Source organism: Achromobacter sp. FW305-C-30-7, assembly GCF_058783105.1.
In genome coordinates this window covers 182,186-204,725 of sequence record NZ_JBYSYI010000004.1, presented here as the reverse complement: position 1 = coordinate 204,725, position 22,540 = coordinate 182,186, and the positions used below count along the sequence as shown (strand labels likewise).

The window sequence follows — 22,540 nt, the reverse complement described above, 5'->3', positions numbered from 1 at the left end:
TTTTCCCCTCAAATGAATGGAATGCCTGCCATGAACGTCTCTTACAAGCTGTCCGCCGCCCTGTTCCTGTCGTTGGCCTGCGCCGCGCCGGCCCTCGCCGCGGACCGTACCGTCCATCTGCCGATGCAGGCCGCGGTCGAAGCCGCCCAGGCCGCTGGCAAGATCGACGGCAGCGTCAAGTTCTACCTGGCCGGCACCGGCCCCAAGGGCGCGGTGCTGGAAGCGGGCGTCATCACCAACCGCAAGACCAACGCCTTCGCCAAGAAGGACGAGGACGCCTGCCTGTGGGTGGCCCAATCCGCCATCATCGCGCTGCACGAAGCGGCCAAGAAGGCCGGCGCGAACGCGGTGACCAATATCGTCAGCTACTACCGCAAGAACGAATACAGCAGCAAGACCGACTACGAATGCCATGCCGGCGCCATGGTGGCCGGCGTCGCCCTGCGCGGCGACCTGGCCAAGGTGAAGTAAGGGGCGGCACGGCCACTGCCAGATCGCCGGCCGCCGGTTTACACTGCTTGTTTGACGCAACACCACAAAGGTTTACCCATGAGCACTGCTACGCTCAAGACCCGCCTCTCCGATGCCGTCAAGGACGCGATGCGCGCCAAGGCCGCCGAACGCCTGACCACGCTGCGCTTCCTGCTGGCGGCCGTCAAGCAGAAGGAAGTGGACGAACGCCGCGACCTGAACGACGCCGAGATCACCGCCATCATCGAAAAGCAGGTCAAGCAGCGCCGCGAGTCCATCGCCGCGTTCGAACAGGCCGGCCGCACCGAAACCGCCGAACAGGAAAAGGCCGAACTGCTGGTGCTGCAGGAGTTCCTGCCGCAAGCCGCCACGCCCGAGGAAGTCGCGGCCGCCATCGACGCCGCGCTGGCCGAAGTGGCCGCCCAAGGCGTGACCGGCGCACCCGCCATGGGCAAGGTCATGGCCCTGCTCAAGCAGGCCCTGGCCGGCCGCGCCGACATGACGGCGCTGTCCCAGCAAGTGAAGGCCCGCCTGGCCTGACCCGCCGGAATTCCGGCCGGACCTGGCTCCGGCCGGATCCGCGGCCCGCTCGGCCTGCCGGCCAGGCGCGGACGCCAGCCAGTCGCTCCGCTCAGAACGCGCCCCCGAACAGATCGGGCTGGCGCGTTTGCTCTTGCGGGTCGGCGAAGTTGCTCATTCCCACCCCCGCCAGCCGGTACAGCGTGTCCGGCGGCAGGTCCACGCGCTCGCACAGCAGCCGGGCGACGGCGGCCAGCTCCGCCGCCGATCCGGGCGGACCCGGGCTGGTCTGGCTGCGCGTCAGGATGCGGAAACGGTCCGTCTTCAGCTTGAGCACCACGGTGCGGCCCAAGGCGCCCTTCTTCAGCGCCTGGTCCCACACCCGTTCCGCCATGCGGTCGATGGCCTCGCCCACCGCGTCCAGCCGGATGTCCTGCGAGAACGTGGTCTCCGACGAGACCTGCTGCAAGGGCTGGTCGGTCTGCACCTCGCGCTCGTCGATGCCGCGCGCCAGTTCGTACAGGCGCCGGCCGTAGCGGCCGAAATAGTGCTCCAGTTCCTGGGCGCTGTGCGTGGCCAGGTCCCCCACCGTATGGATGCCCAACTGCTCCAGGCGCGCCTGCGTCACCTTGCCCACGCCCGGCACCTTGCGCACCGGCAAGGGTTCCAGGAAGGCCAGCACCTTGGCGGGCCGGACCACGAACAGGCCGTCCGGCTTGTTCCAGTCGGACGCGATCTTGGCCAGGAATTTATTGGGCGCGACGCCGGCCGAGGCCGTCAGTCCGGTTTCCTCGCGGATCTGGTGCCGGATGACCTGCGCGACCTCGGTGGCCGAAGGCAGCCCCAGCTTGTTGATCGTGACGTCGAGGTAGGCCTCGTCCAGCGACAAGGGTTCGATCAGGTCGGTATGGCGGGCGAAGATCTGCCTGACCTGGCGCGAGACATCCCGATAGCGGTTGAAATCCGGCGGCACGTAGATCGCATGCGGGCACAGGCGCTCGGCCCGGGCCGCGGACATGGCCGAATGGATGCCGAAACGCCGCGCCTCGTAGGACGCGGCGCACACCACCGAGCGCGGCCCGGTCCAGGCCACGACCACGGGCTTGCCGCGCAGGTCCGGGTTGTCGCGCTGCTCCACGGACGCGTAGAACGCGTCCATGTCCACGTGCACGATCTTGCGTAATTCATTCATGGTGGTGCTGCCCCCATGAGCCGTTCATCGCCTGAAGTCCCGTGGCAAAAACATATATTATGACCGGCGACAACCGACTTCCCATTCCCGCCCGCAACGGTCCATGACTGCACCCTCAACCACCCAAACCGACTACTTCGGCCTGACCATTCCCTTCATGCATTTCGTCGGCCTGGTGCCCGAGAGCATCGCGCCGGCCTACGCCCGCACCTCGCTGCCCTGGCGCGCCGACCTGACCAACAGCCGCGGCGACGTGCATGGCGGCACGCTGATGAGCGTGCTGGACTTCACCCTCAGCGCCGCCGCGCGCGGCTCGGCCGACGGCACCGAAGGCATGGCCACCATAGACATGAACACCTCGTTCCTGTCGCCCGGCACGGGCGACCTGGTAATCGAGGCACGCTGCCTGCGCCGCGGCGCCTCGATCGCTTTCTGCGAAGGCGAGGTACGCCGCGCCGACGGTGAATTGGTGGGGCGCGCCACCGCCACGTTCAAGATCATCCGCCGCCGTCCTGGCGGCGACTGAGCGCGCTGGCGGCGGCAAGCCGCCGGCGCCTGCGCGTCAGTTGGGCAGGTCGCGCGAGGGCTTGACCGGCGGACGCGGGTCCAGCGGCATGTAGCTGCTGCACGACACCAGGCTGTAATAGACCGCGTCCTGCATCGCGCGCATGGCGGCCGCGTCCCAGGTGCCCTTGCCCCACACCGCGATGCGCACATCGGTGGTCTTGGGGCCGGCCGCCTTCAATTCGACCCGCGTCATCTCGTTGTCGCTGTAGGGCGCCAGCACCTGCACCACGCCGGACTGCGCGCTTTCGTTCAGGGTGTCCACCACGCGGTAGGCGTTGTCGGTGCTGCGCAGGCAGGCATTGGCCTGCCGGATCGCCGCGTCGTAGGCGTCCTTGAAGCTCACCGGAGCCTTGAATTCGCTGTGCGGCGACGAACCGCCGGACGAAATGCCCATCGAGCAGCCTGCCAGGCCCAGGGCCAGCGCCGAAGCCGCGACCAGTTTCCAGTACATGTGTATCTCCAGATCAGTGCCCGCGATTATCCCGCATATCCGCCGCGCGCGATAAACGCCGCCCTCGTTCACATGATCCCGATGCGGTACTCCAGGTTCTTGACCAGGGTCCGCAGGCGCGGGCCCAGGGTTTCGTAGACATGCTTTTCGTCCAGGTTGTCGGACGGAATCGTCACGTTGAAGGCCAGCGGCAGGTCATTGGATCGATAGCGCATGGGCGTGGCGATGCCGCACAGCTCGGCCCGCCAAGCCTTGCTGACCACGCAGAAGCCGTGCTGATCGATGGCCTCGAACGCCGGCTGCAATGACGGTCCGAAACGCTCCCAGTCCTCCGGATACTCCTCGGCCAGGCGGCCGCAGATGAGCTCGCGCTCTTGCGGCGTCTGCGCGTAGAGCAGCGCGCGCCCAGTGGCGGTGCGCAGCAAGGGGCGCGCCGACCCGATATCCGGGCGCGAGGCGTTCGACGCGCCGTCGTGCACCGTTTCCACGTAGACCACCTGCAGCCGGTCGCGGATGGCCATGGACACCGGCCCCTTGGCATAGCGCGCCAGTTCGATCATGTCGTGCGCCGCCAGCTGCCGCAGCGTCAGGTGCACCAGCAGGGGATAGCCCAGCGTCAGCACGGCCGGACCCAGCGAGTATTTGCCGGTGCGTTCGTCGCGCCGCAGATAGCCCAGGCCCACCAGGGTGAACGTCAGCCTGGACACCGTCGGGCGCGTCAGCCCGAGCATTTCGGCGATTTCCTTGTTGCCCAGCTGCGGCTCGGCCGCGGAAAAGCACTTGAGCACGTCCAGGCCGTTGGAGAGCGTGGAGGCAAATCGCGGGTGCGCTTCCAGCGAGGCGCGGGATTCGAGTTCGTAGTTGAGCGGCGTTTTCGAGTGCATGGCGGCCTAGGGATTCGGAGCATTGACAGTATATCGCCTGCCGAAATACAAACATTCCGTTCATTATAAACACTTGAATTCCATTTATTGAAATTGAAAGGCCAGTTGATGACGAATCCCCGCTTTTCCCGCCAGCCCTTGGGCGCCCGCCTGTTCAGCTTTGCCGTGGTGGCCGACACGCATGTCAACGAATCCGAAGACAGCTGCGCATCGCCCTTTGCCACCAACGCCCGCGCCAATGCCCGCGCGCGGCACGTCTTCGCCGACATTGCCGCCCTCGAGCCCGCCCCCGCCTTCACGATCCACCTGGGCGACATCGTCCATCCGGTGCCGAGCATGCCCTCGTTCGAGGAAGCCGCCGGCCGCTTCAAGGCCATCGCCGGGCAGATCGACATGCCCCTGCACCTGGTACCCGGCAACCATGACGTCGGCGACAAGCGCATCGACTGGATGCCGGCCGACATCGTCTGCGACGACTACCTGGACAAGTACCGCCAGGTGTTCGGGCCGGACTACTACGCGGTGGACCATGGCGATGTGCGCTTCCTGTTCCTGAACTCCCTGCTGTTCAACTCCGGACTGGCGGCGGATGCCGCGCAACGCGCCTGGATCGATGAGCAACTGGCAGGCGCCAGCGGCCGCGTATTCGTGTCGCTGCACTATCCGCCCTATCTGCACGATGCGGACGAGCGCGGCTCCTACGACAACATCGACGAGCCCGGCCGCGGCTGGCTGCTGTCGCGCCTGGCCGATCCGCGCGTGGAGGCCGTTTTCGCCGGCCACGTCCACAACTTCTGGTACGACGTCATTGGCCGCGCGGAGATCTACATGCTGCCGTCCACCGCCTTCCTGCGGCATGACTTCTCGGAGTTCTATCGCGTGCCGCCGGCGGACGAATTCGGCCGCGGCGACGTCGAGAAATTCGGCTATTTCATCGTTGACGTGCACGAGCAGGGCCATGTGGCCAAGCTGATCCGCACGCATGGCGCCATGCGCGGCGTAGCCGATGACGGCAAGGCGGCGGCGCGCACCCTGCCCACGGTCCACACCAAGACCGCCGCCTGCGACGGCATCGCGGTCGAGATGCGGCACCCCTGGGCCGAAATCGTCGAGATCCCCTGCACCGGCGGCGTGCAGGAATTCGGCCGCAAGCTGGCGCGCAACGACTACCCCCTGATGTCCATGTGGGAAATGGGGCTGCGCACCCTCAAGATTCCGGTGCAGGACCTGCGCGACGACAAGACGCTACGGCGCGCCCGCCTCATGTCCGACGTCGGCCACCGCTTCGTGCTGACCTCGCTGGGCCTGCCGGACGCCAAACTGCTGCAACAGGCGCGCCAGCACGGCGTGGCCATCGCAGCCATCGAGATCAACCTCAACGCCCAGGCGCTGGCGGACGCGGGCGCGGCCTTGCAGCGCCTGCGCGAACATACCGACGCCCGCCTGCTCTATTGCAAGATCAGGACCGGCGCGGACGACGAGCACTTCGACGGCAAGCACTACAGCCATTTCGTCAACACGGGACTGCGCGCCTCCGAACTGGAGGCGGCCCAGACCGCGCTGTTGCCGCACTTCGCACAGAAGAACCTGGACGGTTTCACCGTGCGCCTGGACTGGGGCGCCGACCTCATTGCCACGCATCAGCAACTGGCCAGCCAGGCGCGGGACTGGGGCGCGACCGTGAACGTGGGCGTCAAGCTGGCTGACCGCCTGGCGGCGGCGAACGACGACGACACCGCCATCGCCGCGCTGGTGGCCGAAGCCTTTCTGGCGGCCCGGACCACTGACGCGGTCAGCTATTCCTTCGACACCTTCATGGACGTGGACCGGGGCTACTTTCCGCGCAACGGCCTGATCGACCGCCGCTACGACCCGCGGCCGGCCGGACTGGCGTTGGCGGCATTGAACGCAGTCTTCGCAGGCCAAGCCGCGAACGACGGATCGGTTGAACGGATCGACGGCGAGGCCGGCCTGCGCCTGTGCCGCTACCAGTCTGGCGGGCAGACCTATGAACTGGCCTACGGCTGCGGCCCGGCGCTGCAACGCCAGGTCGAGGCCGGCGCATTCAAGCGCGTCGTCGATCTGACGGCCCAGCGCGTGCTGCAAGCAGGGGACGATTGGACCGGGTACGCGCGCCTGCCTCTGCCCGGCCAGGCATTGCTGCTGATCCAGCGCAACTGAACTCACGCAACCGCACAGGAGCCACCCCATGTTTCGATACGCAATCAAACTCGCGGGCTTGCTGGCCGCCGCCTGCCTGCCGCTGTTCGCCCAGGCCCAGCCCTACCCCGACAAGCCGGTGCGCCTGATCGTCGCCTACACGCCGGGAGGCGCCACCGACGTGATCGCCCGCATCCTCGCGGCCAAGCTGAGCACTAGCTGGGGACAGCAGGTCATCGTGGAGAACAAGTCCGGCGCCAGCGGCATGATAGGCGCCGAACAGGTAGCGCGCGCCACGCCCGACGGCTACACCCTGCTGCTGGCCTACACGCCCGAGGTCTCGATCAACAAGCTGGTCTACAAGCAGATGCGCTACGACCCCTTGAAGGACCTGCAGCCGATCGCCCTGGTCGCGGATGCGCCGCTGGTGCTGGTCAGCGGTCCCAAGCTGCCCGCCACCACCTACGCCGACCTGAAGCGCCAGGGCGCAAAAGCGCCGCTGGTCTACGGCTCGCCCGGCATGGGCGGCCAGCAGCATCTGGCAGGCGAACTGCTGCGGGTGCGCTCAGGCATGAACCTGACGCATGTGCCCTACCGCGGCACGGCCCTGGCCGTGGCAGACCTGGTGGGCGGCCAGATCGACATCTTCTTCGCCACCGCGCCGGCCATCATCGGCCAGATCGGCGCCGGCAAGCTGCACCCGCTGTTCATCGCCGGCCCCCGGCGCCAGGACGTCCTGCCCTCGACGCCGACCGCCAAGGAGGTGGGCCTGGACGACTTCGACATTTCCAACTGGTTCGGCCTGTTCGGCCCCGCCGGCATGCCGCCGGCCCTGGTGGACCGTATCTCCAAGGACACGGCCCAGGCATTGCAGTCCGCCGACGTGAAGGAAAAGCTGCAAGGCCAGGGACTGGCCATTGCCTACAAGCCGCCCCAGGAATTCAAGGCCTACATCGGCGCCGAAATGGCCAAGTACGGCGCCATCGTCAAGGCGACCGGCCTGGAGCCGCAGTAGGCGTAGACCTCGCCCGGCGCGGGCCCGCGGGCGGTTCGACACCGCCCGCGCCGCTATGGCATTATCGGCGGACCACCTGGCGGCCGGCCCCAAGCGCCGGCCGCGGCAACCTCGGAGGTCCCCCTTGTTCTCATTCCTCAAGCGCACTGTCCTGGCCGCCGGCATCATCGGCGCATCGCTGGGCGCCAGCGCCGCGCAGCCGCCGCGCGCCTATCCCCTCAAGGATTTCTTCCGCAACCCCGAGCGGGGCTTCTTCCGCCTGGCCGACGATGGCCGGACGCTGGGCTTCATGCAGCCCACCAGCGTGGACGGCAAGCCCGCCCGCATGAACATCTACGTGCAGCCGCTGCAAGGCAGCACGCCTGTCGGCGACCCCCGCCAGCTCACCAGCGAAACCGCGCGCGACATCAGCAACTTCTTCTGGAAAGGCGCCGACGTGGTGCTCTACCAAAAGGACTTCGGCGGCGACGAGAATTTCCACGTGCTGGCGGTCAACGCCAAGACCGGCAAGATCACCGACCTGACGCCTTATGAAGGCGTGCGCGCCGGCATCGAAGACGATCTGGAAGACGACCCCGATCACGTTCTCATCAGCCACAACCAGCGCAACCCCGAAGTCTTCGACGTCTACCGCGTCAACGTGCACACCGGCGCGGCCGTATTGGTTGCGCAGAACCCCGGCAACATCGTCGGCTGGCAGACCGACCACGCAGGCAAGGTGCGCGCCGCCGTCGCCAGCGACGGCCTGAACACCACCCTGCTCTACCGCGACACCGAATCCTCCGAGTTCCGCCCGCTCATCACCACCGACTACCGCACCAGCGTCAGTCCGGCGTTCTTCACTTTTGACGACAAGAAGTTCTACGCCCTGTCCAACCGCGGCCGCGACAAGCTGTCGCTGGTGGTGATCGACCCCGCCAAGCCCGATGCCGAGGAAGAAATCTTCACCCCCGACATGGTCGACCTGGATTCCGCCGGCTACTCGCGCAAGCGCCGTGTGCTGACGGTGGCCGCCTACCAGACCGACAAGCCGCAATACAAGTTCTTCGACGGGCAGACCGAGACGCTCTTCAATAAGTTGTCGGCCAAGCTCAGCGGCTACGACTTCGCCATCCAGGGTTCCAACCGCGACGAAGACAAGTTCATCGTCGCCGCCTACAACGACCGCACGCCGGGCTCGCGCTACATCTACGACGCGGCCGCCGACACGCTGACCAAGCTGGCCGACATCAACCCCGCCATTCCCGAGGCGGACATGTCGCGCGTGCAGCCCATCAGCTACCAGACCCGCGACGGTCTGACCGTCCATGGCTACCTGACGCTGCCCGCCGGCCGCGATCCGAAGAACCTGGCTTGCATCGTGAACCCGCACGGGGGCCCCTGGGCGCGCGACGGCTGGGGCTACAACCCCGAAGTGCAGTTCCTGGCCAACCGCGGCTTCTGCGTGCTGCAGATGAACTTCCGCGGTTCTACCGGCTATGGCCGCGCCTTCTGGGAAGCCAGCTTCGGCCAATGGGGCCTGAAGATGCAGGACGACATTACCGATGGCGTGCAGTGGCTGATCGGGCAAGGCATCGCCGATCCCAAGCGCATCGGCATCTACGGCGCCAGCTACGGCGGCTACGCCACCCTGGCCGGGGTGACGTTCACGCCCGATCTGTACGCCGCTGCGGTGGACTACGTGGGGGTGTCCAACCTGTTCACGTTCATGAAGTCCATTCCGCCCTACTGGAAGCCCATGCTGGACAAGATGCAGGACATGGTGGGCGACCCGGAACGCGACCGCGAACGTTTGGCCGCCACCTCGCCCGCGCTGCATGCGGACAAGATCAAGACGCCGCTATTCGTGGCCCAGGGCGCCAAGGATCCGCGGGTGAACAAGGACGAGAGCGACCAGATGGTCAAGGCGCTGCGCGCGCGCGGCGTCGAGGTCGAATACATGGTCAAGGACAACGAGGGCCACGGCTTTCACAACGACGAGAACAAGTTCGAGTTCTACGAAGCCATGGAGAAGTTCCTGAAGGAACATCTCAAACCCTGACCTCCTCCTCCAGCGCCGCCGGGCCGCGCTCCTGCGCGCGGCCCGCGGGGCGGCCGATCCAGGCCATCTCCACGCGGTCGCGCCCATGTTCCTTGGCGCGGTACAACGCGTCGTCGGCGCGGGCCAGGATGCCGTCCGCGCTGTCTCCCGACTGATACGAAGCCAGGCCGCCGCTGGTGGTCATGCGCACTTCCCGCCCTTGCAGGTGGAATGGCGTGTCGCGCAGGGCATCGCAGACGCGCTGGGCCTGCACCAGCGCGCGGGCCGGATCACAGTCATACATCAACAGCACGAATTCCTCGCCGCCCAGCCTGCCGAAGCGGTCGCTGCCGCGCACCGCCCGCTGCACCACCTGCGAAAAATGGCGCAACGCCGCGTCGCCCGAGGCATGGCCGTAGCGGTCGTTGATGGATTTGAAGTGGTCGATGTCTAGCACCAGCACCGCCAGCTTGCCGCCGGCGCGCTTGCAGCGCTGCAGCTCGCGTTCCAGTTCGTCCATGATGCTGCGGCGTGAATAGGCGCGCGTCAGGCCGTCGAAGGTCAGCGCGGCCTCCATGCGCTCGGACAGGCTGGTCTGAATCAGCAGCAGCAGCGCCAGGAACAGGCCAGGCACGGTCACCGTTCCGCACACGATGAAGAACAACCCCCAAGGAGTCGGGTCAAGCAGCGACGACGGCGCCTGCCCGCCAACGCTGTAGACCACCACGCGCAAGGCGTGCTGCGCGGCCAGGCCGAAGCTTGCCAGCATCAGGTACAGCATTACGCCGCGCGTCTGGATCCTTTTGCGCTGACGGAAGAACACCAGGCCCGTCGCCACCATGGCGACGACGGTATAGGCGGAGAACAGCAGCATGCGCGCGCGCAAGTCATCCACCACGTACAGCAGCAACGCGAACGCAACAATGCAGAGTCCGCCCAGGGCGGCCGTGCGCCGCACCAGCGGCCGCAGGCCGAAGAACTGGCGCACGCCCACGTAGACCAGGCTGATCGCACAGACCCAGGCCGCGTTCGACGCCATCACATAAACGCCGGGCGGCAGGATCTGCGATGCCGCATAGGCGAGCAGCGACAGCACCGCCAAGGCGTTGCCGGTGGTGAACGCGCGGATGCCGCCCACGTCGCGGGCGCGGAACGGCGCCAGCAATGGCAATGCCAGAGCCGTGGCCAAGCCCCACATCAGAAAGAAGAGAGAAGTCGTCATGGTGTTTGCCGGCACACGCCCCGCAGGCGCGCGCCGTCGCTCGTCATTGCTGTTGCACTGGGTTCACACATCTGGCGGCGTTACATCCCACCACTCCAGACGCTTTTTGTTACCCGCGCGGCGACAGACCGGCACTATCTGGCGCCCGTCCGTCGCGGCACGCCGTTTCGCCCTGAACCTTTACTGCCCACGCCAAGACGATTGCGCGGCAAGCGACGAAGAATACGCCAAGGCGAAGTCTGCGCAACCTTCCTTTGCACTAATTGACAGTTACCTGACAGTTAACACACTTATAATTTCGTTCATTGACGGTGCCGCCAAGAGCGCCGCAATCACGCCCTACGGGCGTGGCGCGTACTAGCCATGCACTCCCATAGCGCGAGTGCGAAGGTCCCCGCAGCGGGCGCCGCGCAGTCCTAACCAAAAAGTGTTCCTTCCCCGTGCCGCCGGCGCCTTTGTGCTGCGCGTCGCCTTGGCTCGCGCCGACAAAAGGCACGCGCTCGGCCGGCCGGACCAGGAACGCCCCGAGTAGCAACTGCGGAAGTAAAACAGATGCAAAACAGAGGATCGACACCCCCGGGTGCCGCTGGACCAAGACTGAGCCTGCTGGCGGCTTGCGCCTTGCTGGCTCCCGCCCTGGCCCTGGCCGCCCCCGGTAACGACTATGACGCGCTGATCGCGCAGGCGCGAGCTGGCGACTACGAGCCCGCCCTGGCCATGCTGCGCCAGCAAGGCCAGGCCGGCGGCAGCCGCGCCATCCATGACCACATCATCATCGCGGGCTGGGCCGGCAAGCCCGAAGAAGCCGTCGGCGCCTACGAGCAGCTGCCACGGGGCGTGGCGCTGCCCGCCGACATCCAGCTGGCCGTGGCGCGCGCCTACCGCGACCTGCAGCGCTGGCCCGAGGCCCTGGCCGCCTATCAGGCGGGCGCGCGCCGCCATCCCGGGCAATCCGCCTTCCGCGCCGGCGAAATCATGACCCTGGCCGACGCCGGCCGCTACCCCGAGGCGCGCGCCGCGGCCGCGCAGTGGCTCAAGCGGCAGCCCCGCGATGTCGATGCCCGGCTGGCCTTGAGCTATGTCCATGCGCGCCAGGGCGAGCCCTACGAAGCGCTGCACCAGGCCGACCTGGCCCTGGCCGCAGCGCCCAACACCCCTTACGTGTTGCGCGAGTACATCCATGCCTTGCAGCGCGCCCGCATGGCAGATGTGGCGCTGGAACTGGCGCGGCGCCATCAGGACCTGTTCGACGCCGGCCAGATGCGCGGCTTCGAGGCCGACGCGCTAGCCCAGCAGGTGCGGCTGGCGGCCATGCCCACGCGCTCGGAAGCCGAGCGTTTCGTGCTGGCCGACCGCGCCCTGGCCCGCTACGACGAACTGATTCCGGCCTGGCAGCAGCAGGAAGACGCCCGCGCCGACGCGCAGCGCGCCCGTATCGACCGCCTGCACGCCTTGCACGTCCGAGTGCGCATGGCCGATCTGGTCCGCGAATACGAAGCCTTGCAGGCCGAAGGCGTCACGGTGCCGCGCTACGCCTTGAACGACGTGGCCTCGGCCTACCTGTACCTGCGCCAACCCGAACGCGCCCGCGACATCTACCGCCAGGTCGCGGCCGACGATGCGCTGCGCGGCGACGATGCCGAACAGCGGCTGGCGACCGAAACCGGCCTCTACTACTCGCTGGCCGAAGGCGAGCAGTTCGACGAGACCACAATCGTCACCGACGGCGTCGAATCGGGCTATGCCCCCTGGCTGTACTACAAGGGCCAGGCCACCCGCATGCCCAACGACCTGAACCTGGAAAGCCGGCAGACCCTGGCCTCTGCGCGCCTGCAGGCGAACGACACCGTCGCCGCCCAGCAGCGCCTCGAAGAGATGGTCGGGAACGCCCCGAACAACTCGGGCCTGCGCAGCGACCTGGCCACGGTCTACCGCGCCCGCTCGCTGCCCCGCGCCTCGGAAACCGAGCTGAAGATGGCCGAGACGCTGGCGCCACGCAGCCTGGGCGTGGAGAACGGCCAGGGCTTCACCGCGCTGGACCTGCAGGAATGGCGCCAGGCCGAAGCGCTGTCGCAAGACACCATCACCCGCTCGCCCGAGAACCTGACCAGCCGCCGCCTGGCCCGCGAATGGGAAGTGCACAACAAGGCCGAGCTACGCATCAACGGCTACCGCGGCCTGGCCTCGGACAGCCCGGTCACCGGCAGCGGCGACTTCGGCATCGACGCGGTGCTGTACTCCTCTCCGCTGGACTACAACTGGCGGGTCTTCGGCGGCGGCGGCTACGCCTCCGGCGACTTCGAGGAAGGCCGCGGCAACTACCGCTGGCTGCGCACCGGCGTGGAATGGCGCGGCCGCGACCTCACGGTCGAAGGCGAAGTCTCCACCCATGACTACGGCCACGGCGTGAAGCCGGGCGTGCGCCTGTCGGCCGCCTACGACCTGGACGACCACTGGCAGGTGGGCGGCTCGGGCGAAATCATGTCGCGCGAAACCCCGCTGCGCGCACTCACCAGCGGCATCACGTCCAACAGCCTGTCGGCCTTCGTGCGCTGGCGCGCCGACGAGCGCCGCGAGTGGACGCTGGCGCTGTCGCCCTCGCACTTCAGCGACGGCAACAACCGCTGGGCGCTGGGCCTGGCCGGGCGCGAACGCGTCTATACCGCGCCGCGCCTGTGGGCGGACCTGGAGTTCGAAGCCTCCACGCAGCGCAACAGCCACGACAGCAACGTGCCCTACTTCAATCCGCGTTCTGACCTGATGCTGCTGCCCGGCGTGCGCCTGACCCACACCCTGTACCGCCGCTACGAGACCGCCTGGGAGCAGATCGGCACCCTGGGCGCGGGCACCTACACCCAGCAAGGCTACGGCACCGGCGGCGTCATCGCGCTGGGCTACGGCCAGCGCTACCGCGCCAACGACGTCCTCGACATGGGCGCCATGATCACCGGCACCAGCCGTCCGTACGACGGCGAACGCGAGCGCGAACTGCGCATCGTGTTCGACCTGACGTACCGCTTCTGAACCCGGAACCGAGTAACGCCATGATGCTTAAAACCCATACCCGCCTGATCCTGGCCGGCCTGCTGCTGCTCGCGATCCTGGCGCTGACCGCCTGCGCCAAGGACATCCCGGTCTACACGCCGCCGGACCAGCGCCCGCTCGCCCCCGCCGAACAGCCCTGGGTCCAAGGCCAGTTCCTGGCCCTGGCCTACCACGACGTGGAAGACGAAGACCCCGACCAGGGCTTTCTCAGCGTGCGCACCGACCGCCTGGTGGAACAGCTGGCCTGGCTGCGCGCCAACGGCTACCAGGCCGTGACCGTGGACCAGATCCTGGCCGCGCGCGAGGGCGGCAAGCCGCTGCCCGAGCGCGCCGTGCTGCTGTCCTTCGACGACGGCTACCGCAGCTTCTATACCCGCGTGCTGCCCATCCTGAAAGCCTACCAATGGCCCGCGCTGCTGGCGCCGGTCGGTATCTGGATGGATACGCCGGCCGACCAGCGCGTCGACTTCGGCGGCAGCCCAGAAGACCGCAAGCGCTTCCTGAACTGGGGCGAGATCCGCGAGATCTCGCGCTCGGGACTGGTGGAGATCGCCGCGCACACCAACGCCTCGCACTACGGCGCGCTGGCCAACCCGCAGGGCAATACCGAGCCGGCCGCCGCCATCCGCGCCTATGACGCGCAAACCCGCCGCTACGAGACCGAGGCGCAGTTCGAGGCCCGCATGGGCGGCGACGTCGCCGCCATCACCGAGAAGATCCGCCGCGCCACCGGCAAGAAGCCGCGCGTGTGGGTCTGGCCCTATGGCGCCGAAGGCGGTTCCACCCTGCGCATCACCGCCGAGCACGGCTATCAGCTGGCGCTGACGCTGGAGGATGGTCCGGGCCGCGTCGGCCGCCTGATGTCCACGCCGCGCCTGCTGCTGTCCAGCGACCCCACGCTCAAGCCCTTCGCCAACAGCGTGGTCGGCATGGAGGCCCAGCCCTTCATGCGCGTGGCGCACGTGGACCTGGACTACGTCTACGACCCGGACCCGGCGCAGACCGACCGCAACCTAGGCGAGCTGGTGCAACGCATCCTGGACATGCAGATCAACACGGTGTTCCTGCAGGCCTATTCGGACCCCGTGGGCGACGGCCTGGTGAAGTCGGTCTACTTCCCCAACCGCTGGCTGCCGATGCGCGCCGACTTGTTCAACCGCGCCGCCTGGCAACTGCACAACCGCGCCAACGTGATGGTCTACGCCTGGATGCCGGTGCTGTCTTTCGACCTGGATCCCGCCCTGCCCCGCGTCACGCGCTGGCAGGAAGGCCAGGCGCAGCCAGAACCGGATCCCGAACAGTACCGCCGCCTGTCGCCGTTCGACGCCACCGTGCGTGCGCGCATCGGCGACCTGTACGAGGACCTGTCCCGCTACGCGATCTTCGACGGCATCCTGTTCCATGACGATGCGCTGCTGTCTGACTTCGAGGACGCCAGCCCCGGCGCGCTGGCCGCCTATCGCGCCGCGGGCCTGCCGGGCAGCATCGCCGAATTGCGCGCGGATCCCGACACCCTGCAACGCTGGACCCGCTACAAGAGCCGCGCGCTGGTGGACTTCACTGCGCAACTGACGCAGCGGGTGCGCGCGGTGCGCGGTCCGCAGATCAAGACCGCCCGCAACATCTTCGCCGAACCCATCCTGAACCCCGACAGCGAAACCTGGTTCGCGCAGAACCTGGACGATTTCCTCGGCGCCTACGACTGGACCGCGCCGATGGCGATGCCGCTGATGGAGAACGTGCCGGCAGGTAAGGAAAACGCCTGGCTCGACCGGTTGGTCGACACCGTCGCGCAGCGCCCCGGCGCGCTGGACAAGACCGTGTTCGAACTGCAGGCGCGCGATTGGCGCACCGGCCCCGGCCGCCCAGAGGCCACGCCGGTCGACACGGCCGTGCTGGCCGGCTGGATGAAGCGGCTGCAGCTGCGCGGCTCGCGCAGCTTCGGCTACTACCCCGATGATTTCTCGCAAGACCAGCCCCGGCTGCAAGGCATCCGGCCCGCCATTTCCGAAGCCTGGTATCCCCTCCGATGATAGACCGTCTGATTGCTCTGCTGATTCTCTGCGCGGTGCTTGGCGCGCCCTTCGGCTTCACCCTGATGCTGACCGGCGAGGCGCTGCTGGGCTTCGTGTTCTTCTATCCGCTGTTCATGTCCGGCATGTGGATGGCCGGCGGCATCTATTTCTGGTGGCATTGGGAGCGGCACTGGAAATGGGGCAAGGACAGCCAGCCGCCGGCCCTGGCCGGCAATCCGCTGGTGTCCATCCTGGTGCCCTGCTACAACGAGGCCGACAACGGCGAAGAGACGCTGCTGGCGGCGCTGGGCCAGAACTATCCGCACATCGAGGTCATCGCCATCAATGACGGCTCCAGCGACGGCACCGCCGCAATGCTGGACCGCATGGCCGCCGCCCATCCGCGGCTGCGCGTGGTGCACCTGGCGCAGAACCAGGGCAAGGCCATGGCGCTGCGCATGGGCGCCATGGCCGCGCGCAGCGAATACCTGGTCTGCATCGACGGCGACGCCATGCTGGACCCGGACGCGGCCGCCTATCTGGTGGCGCCGCTGATCGACAATCCGCGCGTGGGCGCCGTCACGGGCAACCCGCGCATCCGCACCCGCTCCACCATGATCGGGCGCATCCAGGTGGGCGAGTTCTCGTCCATCATCGGCCTGATCAAACGCACCCAGCGCGTCTACGGCCAGGTGTTCACGGTGTCCGGCGTAGTCGCCGCCTTCCGGCGCGCGGCGCTGGACCGCGTGGGCTACTGGAGCCTGGACATGATCACCGAGGACATCGACATCAGCTGGAAGCTGCAACGCGACCACTGGTCGATCTTCTACGAGCCGCGCGGCCTGTGCTGGATCCTGATGCCCGAAACCCTGCGCGGACTGTGGAAGCAGCGGCTGCGCTGGGCCCAGGGCGGCGCCGAGGTTTTCCTGAAAAACCTGCGCTCCATCTGGGTCTGGCGCCATCGCCGCCTGTGGCCACTGATGGCCGAGTTCTGCCTGTCCACCGCCTGGGCCTTCGCCTTCGGCGTGTCGGTGCTGCTGTGGGCCCTCAGCCAGGTGGTCACGCTGCCCAACAACATGCAGATCGCCAGCCTGATGCCGCCCGCCTTCACCGGCATGATGCTGGCGGTGGTCTGCCTGCTGCAGTTCGTCGTCAGCATCCTGATCGACCGCCGCTACGAGCCGGGCCTCGCCCGCTCGCTGTACTGGGTCATCTGGTATCCGCTGGCCTTCTGGATGGTGAGCCTGTTCACCACCCTGGTCAGCTTCCCCAAAGTCATGCTCCGCAAGCAGGCCCGCCGCGCGCGCTGGACCAGCCCGGACCGGGGCATCAAATCACCGGACGCAACGTCATGATCATCACCACGCAACGTTCCCGCGCAGGCTATCTGTTCGACCTGGTCCTGACCGCCATCGGCTGGTTCGCCTTCGTGTATCTGTTCGGCGCCGGCATTCTGGCGATCCTGCGCGCCGCCGCGGGCGGTCCCGATGTCTCGCTGTGGCCGGTGTTCCTGCCCACCGTGCACACGCTGTGGGGCTATGCCCTGCTGGCGCTGATCAACGCCGGCGTGCTGGTGGCCTGGGCCGTCTACAACCACCGCAAATTCGCCGGCCGCGACCGCCGCAAGCCGATCAAGCCGGTGGGAGACCGCCGCGTGGCAAGCAGCTTCGCGATCAGCCCGGCCCAGCTGATGCAGGTGCGGTCGGCGCACACCTGCATCATCCACCACGGCGCGGGCGGAGACATCACCGGCATCGAAATGGGCCGCCCTCACCTGAGCGCCTTGCGGGCGGGCTGACTCCCCCCGCTACGGGATAGCGGGCGCCGCGCGCGGCCTTCCCGCTACCTGGTCTGGCGCCCGCGCCGCACCCGCCCTTTATGCTCGGCGACGCGCCTGCTCCACACTTGGCGCCCGCCCTCAGCGGCGCGCCTTCTCCACATTCGGCAACAGGATCGCCACCACGCCCAGCAAGGGCAGATAGGCGCAGACCTGGTACACGTAGCCTATGCTGGTCGCGTCGGCCAGCTTGCCCAGCGCCGCGGCGCCCACGCCGCCCATGCCGAAAGCGAAGCCGAAGAACAGGCCGGCGATCATCCCCACCTTGCCCGGCACCAGTTCCTGCGCGTAGACCACGATGGCCGAGAATGCCGAGGCCAGCACCATGCCGATGATCACCACCAGCACGCCCGTCCAGAACAGGTTCATGTAGGGCAAAAGCAGCGTGAACGGCGCCACGCCCAGGATCGACACCCAGATCACGATCTTGCGGCCGATGCGGTCGCCAACCGGGCCGCCCACCACCGTGCCCACCGCCACCGCGGCCAGGAACAGGAACAGGTAGAGCTGCGCCTCGCGCACCGACAACGCGAACTTGTCGATCAGGTAGAACGTGAAGTAACTGTTCAGGCTGGCCAGGTAGAAATACTTGGAGAACACCAGCACCCCCAGCACCACCAGCGCGCCCAGCACCTGATTGCGCGACAGCCCGTGACCGGCCCCCTCGCGCCGCGCGCGCGGCTTGAGGCGGACGCGGTTGGCGCTGTACCAGCGGCCGATGCCGGTCAGCACCACGATGCCGAACAGCGCCGCCAGCGAGAACCAGGCCACGCTGCGCTGCCCGTGCGGAATGATGAAGAGCGCGGCCAACAGCGGCCCCAGCGCCGAACCCACGTTGCCGCCCACCTGGAACAGCGACTGCGCCAGGCCGTGGCGCCCGCCGGACGCCATGCGCGCCACCCGCGAGGATTCCGGATGGAACACCGACGAACCCGTGCCCACCAGCACCGCGGCCACCAGCAGCCAGCCGAACGACGGCGCCATCGACAGCAGCAGCAGCCCCACCAGGGTGAAGCCCATGCCCACCGGCAGCGAATACGGCTTGGGATTGCGGTCCGTGTAGAAACCGATGAAGGGCTGCAACAGCGAGGCCGCAAGCTGGTAGACCAGCGTGATCAGGCCGATCTGCGCGAACGACAGGCTGAACGAATCCTTCAGCATGGGATAGATGGCCAACAGGATCGACTGGATCATGTCGTTCATCAGGTGCGCCACGCTGATCGCGCCCAGCACCTTGAAAGCGGTGGACGGATCCGACGAGGCGGCTGACGGCGGGGCCGTGTTGGCGTCGGCGATGCCGGCGGCAGGGTTCTGGGGTGGATTCATGAGCGACGGACGCGAATAAGGGGATGGGCATGCCCGGCACCGTGCCGGGACCTGCTGCCAGTGTAGGAATCCGGGCCGGATCCCATATGCCAACTTTCGTCGTTTAAGTGACAAAATACGGAAACCGCACTTGAGCCGCCTCTCTCATCCTTACACCGGAAGTGACACGCATGCCCGCCCGACTGCTTTTGACCGACCCCACCCGCAGCGTCAATCCGCAGGACTACCAGCACCGGCCGCGCGCGGTGACGGCCATGGCCAAGGAATTCCCGCCCGGCACCCGGACGGGCACCCATTCCCACCCGCGCGCCCAGCTGGTCTACGCGGTCGAAGGCGTGATGCGCGTCACCACCCCCAGCGGCTTCTGGGCCCTGCCGCCGCTGCGCGCGCTATGGGTGCCGGCGGGCGTGCCGCATGGCGTGGACATGGTGGGCGCGGTGTCCATGCGCTCGCTCTACCTCGAAGCCGAGACCGCCTGCGGCTACTGGCCGCAATGCCAGGTGGTCGAGGTCAGCGGCCTGCTGCGCGAACTGATCCTGGCGCTGACCGCCGAACCCATCGAGTACCCGCTGGGCGGCCGGGCGGAGCAGATCGCCGCCCTGGTCCTGTCCGAGCTGGCCGCCGCGCGCGTCGCGCCGCTGCAGATCCCCTGGCCGCGCGACCGCCGCCTGCAGACCATCTGCGCGGCGATCCTGGACGATCCCGGGCTGCAACGCGGCATCGAGGACTGGGGCGACGAAGTCGGCGCCAGCGCGCGCACGCTGATCCGCCTGTTCCAGGCGGAGCTGGGGCTGAACTACCGGCAGTGGGTGCAGCAGGTCCGGCTGGCCGAGGCGGTATGCCGGCTGTCGCAGGGCGTGCCGGTCGCGCGCATCGCCTCCGACCTGGGCTACCGCAGCGCCAGCGCCTTCTCGGCCATGTTCCACCGGGCGCTGGGCGCCCCGCCGCAGGGTTACCTGAAGAACAGCTGACTGAAGAACGGCTAACTAAAAAGCGGCTGACGCGTGCAACCGGACTTGCCGTTTGTCACGGCCCGCAATACATTTCAGTGCGTTCCCGCAGCGCAGCACCGCGACAAAGCCGCGCCGGGCGTATGCTGGAACCCGTCCCTGAATTCCCCCGGCATTTGCGCTGCTTCCGCCCCTCGGGCAAGTTTGGTTACCGAAACCTTATTGCTCCCTGGGCGGTCTATAGCGTTCTGCCCTAGAATCGCCTGCAATGAGCACCCCCCAGCAATCCTCCGCCACCCCGGGCGGCAAACCGGGCCTCCCCTGGAAACGAATCCTGATCAAGGCTGGCGTAGCCGCCGGCGGCGCCGCCGTGTGCGGCGGCATCGCGCTCGGCCTGGCGCTGGCCCTGGCCTGGCCCAGCCTGCCCGACCTGCACGCCATGACGGACTACCGCCCGCGGGTGCCGCTGCGCATCTACACGGCGGACAAGGTGCTGATCGGCGAATACGGCGAAGAACACCGCAACGTACTGCGCTTTGACGAGATCCCGCCCGTGATGCGCCAGGCGGTGCTGGCGGCCGAGGACGACCGTTTCTACAGCCACGGCGGGGTCGACTGGATGGGCGTGGCGCGCGCGGTGCTGACCAACCTCGTCAAGGGTTCCAAGAGCCAGGGCGGCAGCACCATCACGATGCAGGTGGCGCGCAACTTCTACCTGTCATCGGAAAAGACCTATTCGCGCAAGTTCTACGAGCTGCTGCTCACTTTCAAGATCGAATCCGAGCTTTCCAAGGACCAGATCCTTGAGCTCTACATGAACCAGATCTACCTGGGCCATCGCGCCTATGGTTTCGCGGCCGCCTCGCGCACCTATCTCGGCAAGCCCTTGTCGGAAGTGACGCCGGCCGAGGCCGCGATGCTCGCCGGCATCCCCAAGGCGCCGTCGCGCTTCAACCCCATCACCAATTTCCCGCGCGCCGAGATCCGCCAGCACTACGTGCTGGGCCGCATGAAGACGCTGGGCTACCTCACCCCCGAACAGGCCGATGAAGCGCTCAAGCAGCGCCTCACGATCCGCGGCGCGGACGGCGCCAGCGCGCGCGGCTTCGCCATCCATGGCGACTACCCGGCCGAACTGGCGCGCCAGCTGATGTACGGCGTGTTCCAGGAGCAGACCTACTCCAAGGGCATCGATGTCTACACCACCATCGATTCCAAGGACCAGGAAGCCGCCTACCGCGCCGTGCGCGACGGCGTCATGGACTACACCCGCCGCGCCGTGTATCCCGGCCCGGAAGACCAGATAGACCTGCCCGACGGCGTCGAGCAGGACGCTGCCGCGCTGGATGAGATCCTCGACGGCGTGCAGGAAAAGACGCCTGACAGCGAAGACCTGCTGACCGCCGTGGTGCTGGCCGCCAGCCCCACCGAAGTGACACTGGCGCGCAGCGCGCGCGACATCATCACCATCAGCGACAAGAAGGCGCTGGCAGTGGTGGCCCGCGCGCTCAATCCCAAGGCCAGCGACAGCCAGCGCCTGCGCCGCGGTTCGGTGGTCTACATCCACAAGAACGGCGACAGCTGGGAAATCATCAACATGCCGACGTTGCAGGCGGCGCTGGTCTCGATGGTGCCCCAGGACGGCGCCATTCGCGCCATGATCGGCGGCTTCGACTACAACCGCGGCGGCTTCAACCGCGTAACGCAGGCCTGGCGCCAGCCCGGCTCCAACATCAAGCCCTTCGTCTACGCCGCGGCGCTGGAGCGCGGCCTGACCCCGGCCACGCAGATCTCCGACCAGCCCTTCATGCTGACCGCGGAGCAGACTGGCTCCAAGGCCTGGCAGCCCAAGAACGACGGCAACAAGTACGAACCCATGCTGACCTTGCGCCAGGGCCTCATGCGTTCCAAGAACATGGTGTCGATCCGCATCCTGCAGGCCATTTCGCCGCAGTATGCCCAGGACTACCTGACCCGCTTCGGCTTCGACAAGTCGCGCTGGCCTGCCGTGCTGCCGCTGGCCCTGGGCGCGGGCGGCGCCACGCCGCTGCAAGTGGTCAACGGCTACAGCGTGTTCGCCAACGGCGGCTACCGCGTCACGCCCTACCTGGTGGACCATGTGACCGACCGCTCGGGCAATGTGCTGATGAAGGCGCAACCGGTCGTCGCCGGCGACGAGCAGGCGCGCGCCATCGATCCGCGCACGGCCTGGGTGATGGACGACATCCTGCGCGGCGTCACGGTCAGCGGCACCGCCGCGCGCGCGCACCAGGTACTCAAGCGCAACGACATCGGCGGCAAGACCGGCACCACCAACGAGGCCGTGGACGTCTGGTTCTCGGGCTTCATGCCCAACCTTGCCACCACGGTCTGGATGGGCTTTGACCAGCCCAAGTCGCTGGGCACCAACGAATTCGGCAGCGGCCTGGCCCTGAGCACCTGGCTGGCCTACATGCAGCCCGCCTTGAAGGGCGTGCCCGAAACCAAACCCGCGCCGCGGCCGGACGGCCTGCTCGTGGACAACGGCGAATACTATTTCTCGGAATTCCCGCCGGGGCAGGCCGTGGCCTCGCTGGATCTGTCCTCGGGCGACGCGCTGACCGATTTCCTGAACAACAACCGCTCGACGGACGGCGTGGACACCTCGGTCAAGCCCTTGCCTCCCAGTGGCGCCGTGCCGCAGAGCAGCGCTGGCCAACCGCCAGTCGCCCTGCCCGTCCCCGTGGCGCCCGCAGGCGGCGCACCGGTCGGCAACGCGCCTGTCATCCCGCCCATCCCCGTGCCGCGCGTGGACGCCGACACCCCTGCCCGCGCCAGCGCCGTCAGCGGCGCCGGACCGGTGGCCGCCCGGCCGCTGTGAGCGTTC

General features: G+C 67.7%; 17 protein-coding genes. 12 read left to right on the top strand and 5 right to left on the bottom strand.

All coding sequences use genetic code 11. The features are described 5' to 3' along the window. The first annotated feature begins 30 nt into the window (after positions 1-30). Entirely contained in the window at positions 31-471 is a 441-nt protein-coding gene (locus AC3WOB_RS14780) for an excinuclease (protein WP_492275437.1), read from the top strand. A 78-nt stretch (positions 472-549) separates the two neighbouring features. Then, entirely contained in the window at positions 550-1,011 is a 462-nt protein-coding gene (locus tag AC3WOB_RS14775) for a GatB/YqeY domain-containing protein (RefSeq protein WP_013392984.1), read from the top strand. A 91-nt stretch (positions 1,012-1,102) separates the two neighbouring features. On the opposite strand, the gene dinB is transcribed toward AC3WOB_RS14775, so the two are convergent. Beyond that, complete coding sequence (dinB, locus tag AC3WOB_RS14770; protein WP_492275436.1) at positions 1,103-2,182, bottom strand: DNA polymerase IV; 1,080 nt, start codon at positions 2,180-2,182, stop codon at positions 1,103-1,105. A gap of 103 nt (positions 2,183-2,285) precedes the next feature. Here dinB and AC3WOB_RS14765 point away from each other — a divergent pair, with 103 nt between their 5' ends. Then, complete coding sequence (locus AC3WOB_RS14765) at positions 2,286-2,708, top strand: PaaI family thioesterase (protein ID WP_492275435.1); 423 nt, start codon at positions 2,286-2,288, stop codon at positions 2,706-2,708. Positions 2,709-2,744: 36 nt separating this feature from the next. Here AC3WOB_RS14765 and AC3WOB_RS14760 read toward each other — a convergent pair whose 3' ends face one another. Both AC3WOB_RS14760 and AC3WOB_RS14755 read right to left on the bottom strand, forming a co-directional pair. Continuing rightward, positions 2,745-3,200 (bottom strand): BPTD_2524 family lipoprotein, encoded by a 456-nt coding sequence (locus AC3WOB_RS14760; protein WP_013392981.1) that lies wholly within the window; start codon positions 3,198-3,200, stop codon positions 2,745-2,747. Positions 3,201-3,268: 68 nt separating this feature from the next. Continuing rightward, on the bottom strand, positions 3,269-4,084 hold the full coding sequence (locus AC3WOB_RS14755) for an IclR family transcriptional regulator (RefSeq protein ID WP_492275434.1): 816 nt from the start codon (positions 4,082-4,084) through the stop codon (positions 3,269-3,271). A gap of 108 nt (positions 4,085-4,192) precedes the next feature. Between AC3WOB_RS14755 and AC3WOB_RS14750 the strand changes: the two genes are divergently transcribed. The 3 genes from AC3WOB_RS14750 (at position 4,193) to AC3WOB_RS14740 (ending at position 9,300) form a co-directional block, all read left to right on the top strand. Then, positions 4,193-6,265: a metallophosphoesterase gene (locus AC3WOB_RS14750; RefSeq protein WP_492275433.1), complete on the top strand. Its 2,073-nt coding sequence runs from the start codon at positions 4,193-4,195 to the stop codon at positions 6,263-6,265. A gap of 28 nt (positions 6,266-6,293) precedes the next feature. Next, positions 6,294-7,259 carry a Bug family tripartite tricarboxylate transporter substrate binding protein gene (locus tag AC3WOB_RS14745; RefSeq protein ID WP_013392978.1) on the top strand — a complete coding sequence of 322 codons (966 nt, stop codon included), beginning with the start codon at positions 6,294-6,296 and terminating at the stop codon, positions 7,257-7,259. 124 nt (positions 7,260-7,383) lie between these two features. Continuing rightward, positions 7,384-9,300, top strand: coding sequence for a S9 family peptidase (locus AC3WOB_RS14740; protein ID WP_492275432.1), 1,917 nt, complete (start codon positions 7,384-7,386; stop codon positions 9,298-9,300). Here AC3WOB_RS14740 and AC3WOB_RS14735 read toward each other — a convergent pair. After that, a complete protein-coding gene (locus tag AC3WOB_RS14735; RefSeq protein ID WP_492275431.1) occupies positions 9,290-10,501 on the bottom strand; it encodes a GGDEF domain-containing protein in 1,212 nt (403 codons plus the stop codon). The two genes, AC3WOB_RS14740 and AC3WOB_RS14735, sit on opposite strands and share 11 nt — an antisense overlap. 552 nt (positions 10,502-11,053) lie before the next feature. On the opposite strand from AC3WOB_RS14735, the gene pgaA reads away from it, so the two are divergent. From pgaA to pgaD, 4 genes are read left to right on the top strand one after another with little or no spacing between them, the layout of a single operon-like run. Next, the gene (pgaA, locus tag AC3WOB_RS14730; RefSeq protein WP_492275430.1) at positions 11,054-13,525 is read left to right on the top strand and encodes a poly-beta-1,6 N-acetyl-D-glucosamine export porin PgaA; all 2,472 of its coding nucleotides are present in this window, start codon (positions 11,054-11,056) and stop codon (positions 13,523-13,525) included. Positions 13,526-13,545: 20 nt separating this feature from the next. Continuing rightward, complete coding sequence (gene pgaB, locus AC3WOB_RS14725; RefSeq protein ID WP_492275429.1) at positions 13,546-15,579, top strand: poly-beta-1,6-N-acetyl-D-glucosamine N-deacetylase PgaB; 2,034 nt, start codon at positions 13,546-13,548, stop codon at positions 15,577-15,579. Then, complete coding sequence (gene pgaC, locus AC3WOB_RS14720; RefSeq protein ID WP_454694132.1) at positions 15,576-16,916, top strand: poly-beta-1,6-N-acetyl-D-glucosamine synthase; 1,341 nt, start codon at positions 15,576-15,578, stop codon at positions 16,914-16,916. Before pgaB ends, pgaC begins: the two co-directional genes overlap by 4 nt. Then, the gene (pgaD, locus tag AC3WOB_RS14715) at positions 16,913-17,359 is read left to right on the top strand and encodes a poly-beta-1,6-N-acetyl-D-glucosamine biosynthesis protein PgaD (RefSeq protein WP_492275428.1); all 447 of its coding nucleotides are present in this window, start codon (positions 16,913-16,915) and stop codon (positions 17,357-17,359) included. Before pgaC ends, pgaD begins: the two co-directional genes overlap by 4 nt. Positions 17,360-17,479: 120 nt before the next feature. On the opposite strand, the gene AC3WOB_RS14710 is transcribed toward pgaD, so the two are convergent. Next, positions 17,480-18,724 carry an MFS transporter gene (locus AC3WOB_RS14710; protein ID WP_013392971.1) on the bottom strand — a complete coding sequence of 415 codons (1,245 nt, stop codon included), beginning with the start codon at positions 18,722-18,724 and terminating at the stop codon, positions 17,480-17,482. A gap of 170 nt (positions 18,725-18,894) precedes the next feature. On the opposite strand from AC3WOB_RS14710, the gene AC3WOB_RS14705 reads away from it, so the two are divergent. Together AC3WOB_RS14705 and AC3WOB_RS14700 are read left to right on the top strand one after the other, a co-directional pair. Next, complete coding sequence (locus AC3WOB_RS14705) at positions 18,895-19,695, top strand: AraC family transcriptional regulator (protein WP_013392970.1); 801 nt, start codon at positions 18,895-18,897, stop codon at positions 19,693-19,695. A gap of 247 nt (positions 19,696-19,942) precedes the next feature. Further along, positions 19,943-22,534, top strand: coding sequence for a penicillin-binding protein 1A (locus tag AC3WOB_RS14700; protein ID WP_492275427.1), 2,592 nt, complete (start codon positions 19,943-19,945; stop codon positions 22,532-22,534). Positions 22,535-22,540 lie beyond the last annotated feature (6 nt).